The sequence below is a fragment of the Streptomyces deccanensis genome, from assembly GCF_022385335.1.
In the GTDB taxonomy this organism is placed as follows: domain Bacteria; phylum Actinomycetota; class Actinomycetes; order Streptomycetales; family Streptomycetaceae; genus Streptomyces; species Streptomyces deccanensis.
The window spans coordinates 4,586,019-4,599,114 of sequence record NZ_CP092431.1; the positions used below are offsets into that span (position 1 = coordinate 4,586,019).

A 13,096-nucleotide genomic window follows, 5' to 3' on the forward strand; every position below is an offset into this window, starting at 1 on the left:
TCATGCGTGTCCTCGTAGCCACCGCCGTCCCGGCCGAACGGGACGCGGTGGCACGAGCGTTTCCGGCCCCGGCGACCGAGTCCCGCCTCCCGGCCGCCACCCTCCACCGCTTCCGCCCCACCGGCCCGGAGTACGACCTCCTCGCCGCCGGCGTGGGCCCCGCGCTCGCGGCCGCGTCCGTCGCCGGCGCGCTGACGGCGGCGGTCCTGGAGGGCAGGCCGTACGGGCTGGTCGTGTCCGCCGGGATCGCGGGCGGATTCCTGCCCGAGGCCCCCCTCGGCTCCCTCGTCCTCGCCGACGAGATCACGGCGGCCGATCTGGGCGCCGAGACACCGGACGGCTTCCTCCCGGTCACCGACCTCGGCTTCGGCACCGTCACCCACCGGCCGCCCCCCGCCCTCGTACGCGCCGCGGCGACCGCCACCGGCGCCCGTACCGGCACCGTGCTCACCGTCTCCACGGTCACCGGCAGCGCCGAGCGCGCGCACGCCCTGCGCGCCCGCCACCCCCGCGCGCTGGCCGAGGCGATGGAGGGCTTCGGGGTCGCCGAGGCCGCCGCCGCGCACACCACGCCCGTACTGGAACTGCGGGCCGTCTCCAACCCCGTGGGCCCGCGCGACCGCGCCGCCTGGCGGATCGGTGACGCCCTGACCGCACTCACCACGGCCTTCGGGAAGCTGACGCCCGTACTGGAGAGTTGGGACCCACATGAGCCCTGATCCGACCATGAGCCCTGAAACGAGCCCCGCGAGCGCCCCCGGGGCGGCCGGCGGCGCGCTGCGGATGGCGTACTCGCCCTGTCCGAACGACACGTTCGTCTTCGACGCCTGGGCCCATGGCCGGATCCCGGGCGCGCCCGCGCTCGACGTGACGTTCGCGGACATCGACATCACCAACGGGATGGCCGAACGCGGCGATCTCGACGTACTGAAGGTGTCGTACGCCGTCCTGCCGTACGTCCTCGACGCGTACGCGCTGCTGCCGTGCGGCGGTGCGCTCGGGCGGGGCTGTGGTCCGCTGGTGCTGACGCGGGAGCCGGGGACGGACCTCACCGGCCGTACGGTTGCCGTGCCGAGCGAGCGGTCGACCGCCTATCTGCTGTTCCGTCTCTGGGCGGCGGACACCCTGCCCGGCGGGGTCGGCGAGATCGTCGTGATGCCGTTCCACGAGATCATGCCGGCCGTGCGGGACGGGAAGGTCGACGCCGGACTCGTCATCCACGAGGCCCGTTTCACGTACCGGAACTACGGCCTCCACAAGCTCGCCGACATGGGCGAGCACTGGGAGGACACGACGGGACTGCCGATCCCGCTGGGCGCGATCATCGCGAAGCGCTCGCTGGGGCGGGAGACCCTGACGGCGCTCGCCGAGACGGTCCGCGCCTCCGTCCGCGCGGCCTGGGACGACCCCGAGGCCTCTCGCCCGTACGTCCTGGAGCACGCCCAGGAGATGGACCCGGCCGTCGCGGACCAGCACATCGGCCTGTACGTCAACGAGTTCACGGCCGACCTCGGCGAGGACGGCTACGCGGCGGTCAGGGGGCTGCTCACCCGCGCGGCGGCCGAGGGACTGGTACCGCCCCTCGGCCCGGACGCGCTCGAATTCCCTTGAGCGGGACGGAAGTCGGGTCGGTCACACGTCCAACTGGTCAGCCACGGCGCGCAGCAGACCCGCGATCTTCTTGCCGGCGGCACGGTCGGGATAGCGGCCCCGCTCCAGCATCGGCGTGATGTTCTCCAGCAGTGTGGTCAGGTCCTGCACGATCGAGGCCAGCTCGTCGGGCTTCTTGCGCTGGGCGGCGGCCACCGACGGGGCGGGCTCCAGGATCGTCACGGAAAGGGCCTGGTCACCGCGCTGACCCGCAACGACTCCGAACTCGACCTTCTGGCCCGGCTTCAAGGTGTCGACACCGGCGGGCAGTACGGAGGAGTGGACGAAGACGTCACCGCCGTCGTCGCGGGAGAGAAAGCCGAAGCCCTTCTCGCTGTTGAACCATTTGACCTTGCCAGTCGGCAAAGCACACACTCCCTCGATCGCTCCCGGACGCCATCCGGACGCCGTTGACCTGGCGTCGCACCAGCCTACCGGGGCCTACCCCAACCAAACACGCCCTTAACCACGACAGCGGCGAGACTGAGCCCCGCCTGTGCCAGCAGAGGCGCAAAGCAGTGCAGGAAGCGTGGAGGAACAAGCCTTCTCTGACTTCCGCCCGTCTTCCCGCCATGTCCCGCTGGAGGCACGGACAGACGCAGGGCTCTGCTGGAAGGCGAGTTCACCTCACCGAAAGCACCAGACAGCACGAGCGCTGTACTGGCACTCGGACCATCCCCGCGTCAATGGCCATCACGAGCAAAGCCCTCTTGCATGGCTCGCCGAAGCCTGTCCGGAGAAGCTGCCTTCAGGACATCGGCGTCGGAAACTGCGTGTCAACTACCTGGAACCGAAGTTCCGGGCTTGCTGCTCGGATTCACCGATGGCTTCTGTGAACCCGGCCGCATCCAGCTCTCGTATCTCAACCATGTCGCCGGTCAGGCTATGAGGGTGAGGGCAGGGACCTGTGACTCGGCCCCGCGGACCCACGCGTACCAGCCACGGTGGCTGATGTTGTAGGACGCATTACGGTCGGCGTGCTCAGCGAAGCCACACGACCGACAGACGAACACGGCCTGCGAGGGCCGGTTGGCTTTCCCAATGTGGTGGCAGCGGGAGCATTCCCGACTGCTGTATGCCGGATCGACGTGGACCACCGGAACCCCGGCGCGTTTCGCCTTGTAGACGATGAACCTGTCGAGCTGGTGGAACGACCAGGAGTGCAGCGTGACGCGCTGGGGCTTCCTCAGCCGTACCCGTTCGCGGATGCCCGTCAGATCTTCCAGGGCGATTCCGCGACCGGTGCGTTGAGCCTCCGCCACGATGCGCTTACTGATCTTGTGATTGATGTCGCGGGCCCGGCGCTTTTCCTTGCCCGCGCGCTTTTTCGCCCGCCGCTTGGCAGATTTGGTGTTCTTCTTCTGCAGGTTCGTGCGCAGATTCCGGTCCGCTTCGCGACGCCGGTTCAGGCGGCGCCCGCTGTACCGCTTGCCGGTGGAGGTGGTGGCGATATTGACGATGCCCAGGTCCACCCCGATGAACCCCACGGCGTGTGCGTTCTCCTCGGCCTCGGCGATATCGCAGGTCACCAGCAGATACCACTGCCCGTTCCGGCACAGCAGATCGGACTCACCCCTGCGGTGCGCGGCCACCACTGCCATCTGCCCCGCCTCGCCGGTGAACGCGACGTTCTTCATCCGCCCGGCCGTGGTCCAGATGGACACGGTGCGCCGCTTGTGCTGCCAGGACAGCATCCGGTCGTCATAGGGCTGGGCGGCGTCCGCACGGAAGGTGACCGGCTTGCCGGCCGCAGTCTCGTACCGCCTGGAGCCGGGCTTGCCGTGGGTTCCGTTACGGAGGTTGGCGCGCAACGTCGTGTAGGCGTCACAGGTCTTCTTGATCGCGTGCTGGGCGGCCTGAGCCCCCAAATTCCACTGGTCCTTGATCTGCTGATAGGTGTGCTTTCGCAGCGCCAGGGGTTTGGCCGCCTTCGCTTCGAAAGCGACATGGGCGGCCCACGTGGCGGCCTCGTTGCAGGCACGCAGGGTCGCCTCAAGCGCCGCCGCCTGGAGGGGCGTCGGCAGGAGTTTGACCTGCACCACCAGCTTCATGAGCACGAACGTACACACCCGTACGAACAGCCAGCGTGCGTTCCCTTTCCTTCACCCGAACGAGCGACCAGCCCCGAGCCGCGACCACAGCGCCACCTCCCTCGCGCTGGGAACTACCCTGGTCGGGTGCGTGACAAAACCCAACCGAATTCCGCCGAACCCGGTGACCGACTGATCCGCGTCGGCGGCGTCGTCTTCATCGTCGGCGCCGTGGCCACACTCGTCACCGTGGCCCCGCTGTTCCTCGGAACGACTCCGTTCCCCACGTACATGTTCGTCCTGAGCATGCTCATGGGGGTCGGATTCCTCATCGCCGGCGCCGGAGTCCTCCAGTCCGTCGCGGCGGGGCGCCGAAGGGCCCGCGAGGCACGTTTCTAGCGACGGGCCCGCGAGGCACGTTCTAGCCCCGGTGCGCGGCGAGCCACGCGGGGAAGGCCGTCAGGTCCGCGAGGACGACGTCGGCGCCCGCCTCGCGCAGCTCGCGCTCGTCGCAGGGGCCGGTGGCGACGGCGACCGCGTACGCCTCGGCCGTGCGCGCGCCGCGTACGTCGCCGATGTGGTCGCCGACGTACACGCTCGCGCCGTACTCGCGCAGCGCGTCCGCCTTGGCCTCCGCCCACAGGTTTCCCACGAGGACGTCCGGCTCGATGCCGAGGTGCTCCAGGTGCAGCTTGGCGTTCGGCTCGTACTTGGCGGTGACCACGATCGCCCGGCCCCCGGCCGCCCGGACCGCCGCGATCGCCTCCGGCGCGCCGGGCATCGCGGGGGTCGCCGTGATCGCGATCGCCGGGTACATCTCCCGGTAGAGGTCCGCGATGGCCGGGATCTCCGCCGCCGGGAACCAGTGCGCCAGCTCCTCCGCCAGAGGCGGACCGAGCCGGGTGATCGCGAGATCGGCGTCTATGTACGCGCCCGTCCGTGCCGACAGCGCCACGTAGCAGGCGTGGATCCCCGGCCGGGAATCGATCAACGTCATATCGAGGTCGAACCCGACGGTCAGCATGCGAGAACTCATGCGGTCCATTGTGGGGGCCGGGTGGGGGCGCGTTGTCGGGTGCGCTGTCGGGTGCGGCTCCGGTGGGGGTTGCTCGCGCAGTTCCCCGCGCCCCTGAAAAGCAGGGGCTGCGCCCCGTGCTTTTCAGGCCCGCAGGGGCCTGGTCTTTAGGGGCGCGGGGAACTGCGCGAGAAGCCCCACCGGAGCCGCACCCGCCGACGAAACCCCAGCTCACCGAACCCGCTGCGACCGCCACAACAGATAGACCGCGGACGACACGGCCGCGACCCGCAGTACCCAGGGCCACGTCTCCGCCAGCGCCCCGCTCATCTGCCCCTGAGCGATCGGCTCGCCCCAGCGCCCGTCACTGCGCCCCCACAGCCACACCACACCCCCCGCGGCCACCACCCCGGGCAACCCCATCACCGCCCACTTCGACTCCGCGGGCGTCAACCTCCGCGAGAGATAGGCGATCAACCACCCCAGCCCCAGCGGCACCAGACTCCCCATCACCGCCCCCGCGACCAGCAGCACGGCCGCCAGCAACAGCAGCGGATTGGTCCACCCCCCACCAGCCGGCCGCAACCGGGGCAACGGCACCCGCCGCCGAGCCGGGGCCCGACCCGAAGCCCCCTCCTCCGCCCCGCCCGCCGAAGCCGCCGCCTGCTTCTCGACGACGGCCCCGCGCTCCCCGCCCTTCGCCCGCTCCTCGGCCTCGTCCCCGTCCCTCTTCACCGGAGGCGGCTTCAGCAGTTCGGGGATCTCCACGCCGCCGACGAAACCCGGCACGGAGTCCCCGACCCCGAACCCGATGTCACCGCCGGGCCCCCCGCCCCCGCCGACCCGCCACCAGTCGGGCTGGGCGCCCCCCTCCCCCAGCTCGTGCAGCGGAGCGAGATGCGGCGGAGCGGCACCGCCCACCACGGGCGGCGGCACGGCATCGGCGGAAGGGGAAGCGGAACGCGGTCGCGGCACGACCCGCCGCAGCCCCCTGGACACCCCCTTGGCCCGCTCCCCGGCGTCCCCGGTGTCCTCGTCGGCCGTGTCCCCGCCCGTCACCCGCTGCACGGGCACGGCGGCCGCCGGCGGCTCCGGTACGTCACCGGGCGCGCCCGCCGCCTCGACGACCTCGTCCGGCGTACCGAGGCGGGCGATGATGCGGCGCACGGCGGCCGGGCTGTCCACCGGCGCCTTGGCCCGCCGTCGGTCGATCTCGTCCCGCAGCCCCGACACCAGCCGCATCCGCGTCGACGACGGCAACTGCCGCTGCTGGGCCAGGTCGCCGACCCGGCTCAGATACTCGTAGACGACCTGGTCGCTCTCAATCCCCACGAAGCCCCTCCGGGGTTGGCGCGCGTACTTCCTCCCGACGGTATCGCTTCCGGGGAGGGCCCTCAGGTGCCGGACAGGCAAGGGGCGCGGGGAACTGCGCGACCAGCCCCCACCCGCCCGCACCCGCCGACGAAACAGGCGCCCCCAAGCCAAGAGGCGCCCCCGCCCCACGCAGCCGCTACCGTTGGCCGGATGAGCACCGAGGAGCAGTTCCCCACGGAGACGGCGCCCGCCGGTGGAGCCCCCCGTTCCCTGGCGGAAGCCCTGCGCGGGCGGGACGACCGCTCGCTCGCCGTGCTGCTCCGGGCGCGGCCGGACCTCATCACGCCCGTGCCCACCGACCTGACCCAGCTGGCGACCCGCGCCGGCACCCGCGCGTCGGTCGTCCGGGCCCTGGAGCGGCTGGACCGGTTCGCCCTGCAGACCGCCCAGGCCCTGGCCGTGGCGGCGGACCCGGCGTCGTACGACGAACTCGCCTCCCTGCTGGCAGGTGACGACGCGGACCCCGCCGTCACCGCCGCGCTGCCCCGCGCCCTCGGCACCCTGCGCGACCAGGCCCTCGTATGGGGCCCCGAGAACCGGCTGCGCCTCGTCCGCACGGCCCGTGAGCTGCTCGCGCCCTCGCCGCAGCATCCCTCCCCGACCGGTCTCGGCCCGACCGTCGCGGAGGCCACGGCGGGCATGTCGCCGGGGCGGGTCCAGGAGATCGTCGCGGCGGCCGGTCTGCCGAGCACCCACGACTCGGTGTCGGCGGTCACGGCCCTCGCGGCGCTCTTCACCGACCGCCGCCGCATGGCCGCGCTCCTCGCCACCGCGCCCCCCGAGTCGCTCGACGTGCTGACCCGGCTCGTGTGGGGGCCGCCGTACGGCCAGGTCACCGCCAACCCGGCGCCCCATCTGCGCTGGCTGCTGGACCGGGGGCTGCTCCTGCCGACCGCCCCCGGCACGGTCGTCATCCCCCGCGAGGTCGCCCTGCGGCTGCGGTCGGGCCGGGCACATCGGGAGGTCCAGCCGGTGCCGCCGCCCGTCGAGGCGTCGGGCACGCACCGTCCACAGGTTGTGGACGCGACGGCGGCCGGACAGGCGTACACCGCGCTGGCGACCGTGGAGGAGCTGCTGAAGGACTGGGACGAGGGCGGCCCCGGTGTCCTGCGCGCGGGCGGGCTGAGCGTGCGGGATCTGAAACGGACGGCGGTGGCGCTCGACCTGCCCGAGCCGGTCGCCGCCTTCTGGGTCGAACTCGCCTACGCCGCCGGGCTGTTGGCCTCCGACGGCGAGGCCGACGAGCGGTACGCCGCGACGCCCGCGTACGACGAGTGGCTGGAGCTGCCCGCCGCCGAGCGCTGGGCGCGGCTCGCCACGGCCTGGCTGACGGCGACCCGTACGCCCGGCGTGATCGGGGAGCGGGACGCCAAGGACCGTACGTTGTCGGCGCTTGGCCCGGGGCTGGACCGTTCGGCCGCGCCCGAGGTGCGCCACCGGGTCCTCGCCCTGCTCGCCGGGCTCCCCGAGGGCACCTCGGCCACCCCTGACTCCGTCCTGGCCCGCCTGCACTGGGAACGCCCCACGCGCGGCGGCCAGCACCCCCAGCAGGCCCCCGCACAGCCCCCGCAGTCCCAGGCGGCCCCGGCCTCCCCCGCGAACCAACAACCCTCCGCCCGGTCGCGCCAGGGCGAGGACCTGCGGGCCCGGATCGCCCGGTGGACCCTCTCCGAGGCCGAGTCGCTCGGGATCACCGGACGCGGCGCGCTGTCCTCGCACGGCCGCGCGCTCCTCGGGCTCCCCGACGAGGCCCCCGCCCCGGCCGAACTGCCGGAGACCCCCGGCGACAAGCTCCCGGCCCACCACGTGCCCCTGCCGCACGCTCCCGCATCCGTGTCCGCCCCCGACCCCGTCGCCGAGCGGGCGGCCGCCGCCTCCCGGGCCGCCCGGCTGCTCGCGCCGCTGCTTCCCGAGCCGCTGGACCACGTCCTGCTCCAGGCGGACCTGACGGCCGTGGCGCCCGGTCCGCTGAAGCGTCCGCTGGCGGACATGCTGGGGGTGCTGGCGGACGTGGAGTCGAAGGGTGGCGCGACGGTGTACCGGTTCACGCCGGGGTCCGTACGCCGGGCGCTCGACGCGGGCCGCAGCGCGTCCGACCTGCACGACTTCCTGACCGCGCACTCCCGCACGCCGGTCCCGCAGCCCCTCGCGTATCTGATCGACGACGTGGCCCGGCGCCACGGCCATCTGCGGATCGGCGCGGCGTCGGCGTACGTCCGCTGCGACGACGACGCGATGCTCAGCGAGATCCTCGCCGACAAGCGGTCGCAGGGCCTCGGGCTGCGGCGGCTCGCGCCGACCGTCCTCGCCGCCCAGACCGACCCGGCGACGCTCCTCGACGGGCTGCGGGGGATGGGGTACGCGCCGGCCGCCGAGTCGGCGGAGGGCGATGTGCTGATCACCCGGGCGCACGCCCGCCGCACCCCGCCCCGTACGGCCCCGGAGCCCGTCCCGGACGGTCCCCCGGCCCCGGACGACACCCTGCTGGGCGCCGCGATCCGCGCCATCCGCGCCGGTGACCTCGCCTCCACGACGCCCCGCCGGGCGCCCGACGGTCCGGCCACTCCGCCGGGCACCCTGCCCCGCACCGGCTCCGCCGAGACCCTCGCGACGATGCAGGCCGCCGTCCTCACCGGCGAGGCCCTCTGGATCGGCTACGTCAACGCCGAGGGCTCCGCCAGCCAGCGGGTCATCGCCCCGGTCCGCGTCGAGGGCGGCTTCGTGACGGCGTACGACCACACGGCGGACGAGGTCCGCACCTTCCCGCTCCACCGGATCACGGGCGTCGCGGAACTGGCGGACGACGCGACCTGACCCGCCGGGTCCGGGCGACGCCGTTGATCAAACCGCCTCCCGGAGATCACCCGTTCGGGTGTACGCCGGCTTTCATGCAGGCCACGCCCGGTTTTCCCTCGCACGGGCGAGCGCGGGTCCCCCGGCGCATCGACTCCCGTGACGTCGGGCAGCCACCCTGTGTCCGATCGAGATCGACTCCTGCGCTCGAAAGGCCCATACGTACGCATGCGCCCTCTCTCCGCACTGCTCTCCGCAGCCGCCGTCGCCGTCGCCCTGGTGGGAGCGCTCGCCGCCCCGGCCGCCGCGAACCCGCCCCTGCCCCTCCCCGAACTCGGCACCCTCGTCGGCGAGGGCGTCGGCGTGGAGGGGCCGCTGATCCAGAACGTCAGCCTGCTGAAGTAGGGGCTCGGCGCAGGCGGTAGCTGTCGCCTTCGAGGAGGACGATCTCGGCGTGGTGCGCGAGGCGGTCGACCATCGCCGGGGCGGCCCCGCCGAAGATCTCCTCCCAGCGGCCGAGCGGGCGGTCACTGGTCACGATCAGTGAGCCCCGCTCGTAGCGGTGCGCGATCAGCCGGAAGAGGAGCCGGGCGGTGTCCGTGTCGAAGGGGAGGTAGCCGACCTCGTCGACGATCAGCAGGGGGCAGGCGTCGAGCGCGGACAGTTCCTCGGCGAGCCTGCCCTCGGCCCGTGCCCCGGCCAGCCGTGCGGCCCACTCCGTGGCCGTGGCGAACAGCACCCGGTGCCCGGCCTGGCAGGCCCGTACGCCGAGCCCGATCGCCAGATGCGTCTTGCCGGTGCCGGGGGCGCCGACGAACACCACGTTCCGCCCGGTGTCGACGAAGTCCAGCGTGCCCAGCCGGGCCAGCAGCCGCCGGTCGAAGGAGCGCGGGTGCCCCTCGTCGAACTCCTCCAGCAGCTTCCGCGCCGGGAACCCGGCCGCCCGCACCCGCCCCTCGACCCCGGCCCCGGCCCCGAGACCGACGCCGGGCGCGCGCCGGGTCTCGTACTGCACCAACCGGGTCCCGCCCCGCGTGAACCGGGTCTCGTACCGCTCGCGGCTGTCACCCCTCTCGCGCACCTCGTACCGCTCGCGGTTCTCGTACGACGTCGCCTGCGCCGGGATCGGCAGCGGGGTCCGGAACACCACGGGGGCGGCGGTCACCGTCGGCTCGCCGCGTTCCGTCGGTCCGCCGCGGTCCGTCGGTTCGGCCGGTCCGTGCGGGGGCTTCGGCGGCTTCGGGTCGTCGGACGGGTCGTGGTGAGTGCCGTGGCCCTTGTCCTCGCGCAGCATGGGCCCCGACATGTACGCCAGGAGCACCGCCGAGGCGATGAAGGCCATGTGGATCACCGTGCCCCACAGCAGCGCGTGGTGGGAGGTGTGGTGGACGTCCACGAACATCTGGAGCAGATGCACCGAGGAGATGCCCACGATGGCGGTGGCCAGCTTGACCTTCAGCACGTTGGAATTGACGTGCGAGAGCCATTCGGGCTGGTCGCGGTGGCCCTGGAGGCCGATGCGGGAGACGAAGGTCTCATAGCCGCCGACGATGGTCATGATCAGCAGATTGGCGATCATGACGACGTCGACCAGTTTGAGCACCGCGAGCATCACATAGGTCTCGGTGGCGCTCCCGCTCACGCACCGGACGATTAACGTCCACAGCTCGTTGAAGAACTTGTAGACGTACACCCCCTGCGCCGCCACCAGACCGAAGTACAGCGGCGCCTGGAGCCAGCGCGTGGCGAAGAGGGCGTAGCCGAGCGTGGTGCCCTGGGGGGAGACGGACGGGGTGACCGGGTCGGCGGCGTTTGCCGGGGTGGGTGGCTGCACGGTTCGCATTCTTCGGAACCACTGCCGCAAATCTGAATTCCAGCCACTCATCGGAATGAATAGACATCCAATAGGACTGGAGGCCTGTCAGGGGGAACGATCAGGCACACTGGACGTTTGGCCGAATCGAAAGGTGTCGCGCGTGAACGGTCCCCTCATCGTCCAATCCGACAAAACACTGCTCCTGGAAGTCGACCACGAGCAGGCGGACGAGTGCCGTCGGGCCATCGCGCCCTTCGCCGAGTTGGAGCGGGCGCCCGAGCACATCCACACCTACCGGGTGACACCGCTCGGGCTGTGGAACGCGCGCGCCGCCGGCCACGACGCCGAGCAGGTCGTGGACGCGTTGGTGCAGTACAGCCGCTACCCGGTGCCGCACGCGCTGCTCGTGGACGTCGCCGAGACGATGGACCGCTACGGCCGCCTCACCCTCTCCAAGCACCCGACCCACGGTCTGGTGCTGACCACCACCGACCGGCCGGTGCTGGAGGAGATCCTGCGGTCGAAGAAGGTCGCCCCGCTCGTCGGGGCCCGGATCGACCCCGACACCGTCGCCGTGCACCCCTCGGAGCGCGGGCAGATCAAGCAGACCCTGCTGAAGCTGGGCTGGCCCGCCGAGGACCTCGCCGGGTACGTGGACGGTGAGGCGCACCCGATCGAGCTGGCCGAGGACGGCTGGGCGTTGCGGCCCTACCAGAAGCAGGCCGTGGAGAACTTCTGGCACGGCGGCAGCGGCGTCGTCGTCCTGCCCTGCGGGGCCGGGAAGACCCTCGTCGGCGCCGGGTCCATGGCCCAGGCCAAGTCGACGACCCTCATCCTCGTCACCAACACCGTCTCCGCGCGGCAGTGGAAGCACGAGCTGGTGAAGCGGACCTCGCTGACCGAGGAGGAGATCGGCGAGTACAGCGGGACCCGCAAGGAGATCCGCCCGGTCACCATCGCCACCTACCAGGTGCTGACGACCCGGCGGAAGGGCGTCTACCCGCACCTGGAGCTGTTCGACTCCCGTGACTGGGGCCTCATCGTCTACGACGAGGTTCACCTGCTGCCCGCGCCGGTCTTCAAGTTCACCGCCGATCTCCAGGCCCGGCGGCGGCTGGGGCTGACGGCCACGCTCGTCCGGGAGGACGGGCGCGAGTCGGACGTGTTCTCGCTGATCGGGCCCAAGCGGTTCGACGCGCCCTGGAAGGAGATCGAGGCGCAGGGCTACATCGCGCCCGCCAACTGCGTCGAGGTCCGGGTGAACCTGACCGACTCCGAGCGGCTCGCGTACGCCACCGCCGAGCAGGAGGAGAAGTACCGCTTCTGTTCCACCACCGCGACCAAGCGGAAGGTGGCCGAGGCGATCGTCCGCCGGTTCGCGGGGCAGCAGATCCTCGTCATCGGGCAGTACATCGACCAGCTCGACGAGTTGGGCGCCCATCTGGACGCGCCGGTGATCAAGGGCGAGACCAGCAACGCGCAGCGCGAGAAGCTCTTCGACGCGTTCCGGCAGGGCGAGATCAACGTGCTCGTCGTGTCGAAGGTCGCGAACTTCTCCATCGACCTGCCCGAGGCCACCGTCGCCATCCAGGTCTCCGGCACCTTCGGCTCACGCCAGGAGGAGGCGCAGCGCCTCGGCCGGGTCCTGCGCCCGAAGGCCGACGGCCACCAGGCGCACTTCTACTCCGTGGTCGCCCGCGACACCATCGACCAGGACTTCGCCGCCCACCGCCAGCGCTTCCTGGCCGAACAGGGCTACGCCTACCGGATCATGGACGCGGACGAACTCCTGTCGGAGGGCTGAGGACGGAGGCCGCCTTGAGTGCGGGCAGCGGGAACCACGTCGTCGGGCCCTGGAGTCGGGCGGCGCAGGGCGGTTGAGGCGTCGGTGCACACGGCTGAGGCGTCGGTGCAGGGCGGTTGAGGCGTCGGGGCAGGGCGGTCAGTCGTCGGGGCAGGGGTGATCAACGGGTCGCGCACGGCGGCCCGGGGGATCACCGGCGGCGTACGCCCGCTTCCTCCGCGTACTCGCCGAGGATGACGACGTTGAAGGCGGCGCTCGCGAAGACCTTGACGGCGCGCAGGGCGTCGCCGAGGCGGTGACGGTGGTGGTGGTCGTCGAGGCCGGTCGCGCCGGGCGGCGGACCGGGTCGGCCGGAGGCCGAGGCTGGGATGAAGGTCGCTGCACTCATGTCTCCATGGTGGAACGTCCGCCTGTGGAACGCGTCGGTCTGCGGGGTGAGTGCGCTGAGTCCCCGGCTCCCCCTCAGGGCCAGGCCTCCCGTAGTACCGGCGTCGTACGGACCCCCTAGGGGTACGGCGGACGGGACCGGACAGGACCCGGAAAAAATCCGTTGGCATCCGCCCCCTCCCCTCACCTACACTCTCCGCTCTTGCCCGCCTCCCGTCCGTGGAGCG

12 protein-coding genes are annotated in these 13,096 nt (G+C 72.1%); 6 read left to right on the forward strand and 6 right to left on the reverse strand.

Translation table 11 applies throughout. The features are described from left to right. Positions 1-2: 2 nt before the first annotated feature. Both L3078_RS20345 and L3078_RS20350 read left to right on the forward strand, forming a co-directional pair. Positions 3-719 (forward strand): futalosine hydrolase, encoded by a 717-nt coding sequence (locus L3078_RS20345; protein WP_239755345.1) that lies wholly within the window; start codon positions 3-5, stop codon positions 717-719. A gap of 7 nt (positions 720-726) precedes the next feature. Then, complete coding sequence (locus L3078_RS20350; protein WP_239755351.1) at positions 727-1,611, forward strand: 1,4-dihydroxy-6-naphtoate synthase; 885 nt, start codon at positions 727-729, stop codon at positions 1,609-1,611. Positions 1,612-1,632: 21 nt separating this feature from the next. On the opposite strand, the gene L3078_RS44605 is transcribed toward L3078_RS20350, so the two are convergent. Both L3078_RS44605 and L3078_RS20360 read right to left on the reverse strand, forming a co-directional pair. Continuing rightward, complete coding sequence (locus tag L3078_RS44605) at positions 1,633-2,016, reverse strand: cold-shock protein (RefSeq protein WP_045556039.1); 384 nt, start codon at positions 2,014-2,016, stop codon at positions 1,633-1,635. Between the two features lie 512 nt (positions 2,017-2,528). Then, complete coding sequence (locus L3078_RS20360; RefSeq protein ID WP_239755361.1) at positions 2,529-3,701, reverse strand: RNA-guided endonuclease InsQ/TnpB family protein; 1,173 nt, start codon at positions 3,699-3,701, stop codon at positions 2,529-2,531. 126 nt (positions 3,702-3,827) lie between these two features. Between L3078_RS20360 and L3078_RS20365 the strand changes: the two genes are divergently transcribed. After that, positions 3,828-4,079, forward strand: a complete 252-nt coding sequence (locus tag L3078_RS20365) for a hypothetical protein (RefSeq protein ID WP_239755366.1) — start codon at positions 3,828-3,830, stop codon at positions 4,077-4,079. A 22-nt stretch (positions 4,080-4,101) separates the two neighbouring features. Here the strand turns inward: L3078_RS20365 and L3078_RS20370 are convergent, their stop codons facing one another. Together L3078_RS20370 and L3078_RS20375 are read right to left on the reverse strand one after the other, a co-directional pair. Continuing rightward, the gene (locus L3078_RS20370) at positions 4,102-4,725 is read right to left on the reverse strand and encodes an HAD family hydrolase (protein WP_239755369.1); all 624 of its coding nucleotides are present in this window, start codon (positions 4,723-4,725) and stop codon (positions 4,102-4,104) included. Between the two features lie 201 nt (positions 4,726-4,926). Beyond that, positions 4,927-6,027, reverse strand: a complete 1,101-nt coding sequence (locus L3078_RS20375) for a hypothetical protein (protein ID WP_239755370.1) — start codon at positions 6,025-6,027, stop codon at positions 4,927-4,929. Positions 6,028-6,219: 192 nt separating this feature from the next. Between L3078_RS20375 and L3078_RS20380 the strand changes: the two genes are divergently transcribed. Both L3078_RS20380 and L3078_RS20385 read left to right on the forward strand, forming a co-directional pair. After that, positions 6,220-8,883, forward strand: coding sequence for a helicase C-terminal domain-containing protein (locus L3078_RS20380; protein WP_239755371.1), 2,664 nt, complete (start codon positions 6,220-6,222; stop codon positions 8,881-8,883). Positions 8,884-9,090: 207 nt separating this feature from the next. Beyond that, entirely contained in the window at positions 9,091-9,267 is a 177-nt protein-coding gene (locus L3078_RS20385; protein WP_239755372.1) for a hypothetical protein, read from the forward strand. Here L3078_RS20385 and istB read toward each other — a convergent pair. Next, positions 9,251-10,705, reverse strand: a complete 1,455-nt coding sequence (gene istB / locus L3078_RS20390; protein WP_420864079.1) for an IS21-like element helper ATPase IstB — start codon at positions 10,703-10,705, stop codon at positions 9,251-9,253. The genes L3078_RS20385 and istB overlap by 17 nt on opposite strands. Positions 10,706-10,838: 133 nt before the next feature. Here istB and L3078_RS20395 point away from each other — a divergent pair, with 133 nt between their 5' ends. Then, entirely contained in the window at positions 10,839-12,482 is a 1,644-nt protein-coding gene (locus L3078_RS20395; protein WP_239755374.1) for a DNA repair helicase XPB, read from the forward strand. A 190-nt stretch (positions 12,483-12,672) separates the two neighbouring features. On the opposite strand, the gene L3078_RS20400 is transcribed toward L3078_RS20395, so the two are convergent. Then, positions 12,673-12,870 carry a hypothetical protein gene (locus tag L3078_RS20400; RefSeq protein ID WP_239755382.1) on the reverse strand — a complete coding sequence of 66 codons (198 nt, stop codon included), beginning with the start codon at positions 12,868-12,870 and terminating at the stop codon, positions 12,673-12,675. Positions 12,871-13,096 lie beyond the last annotated feature (226 nt).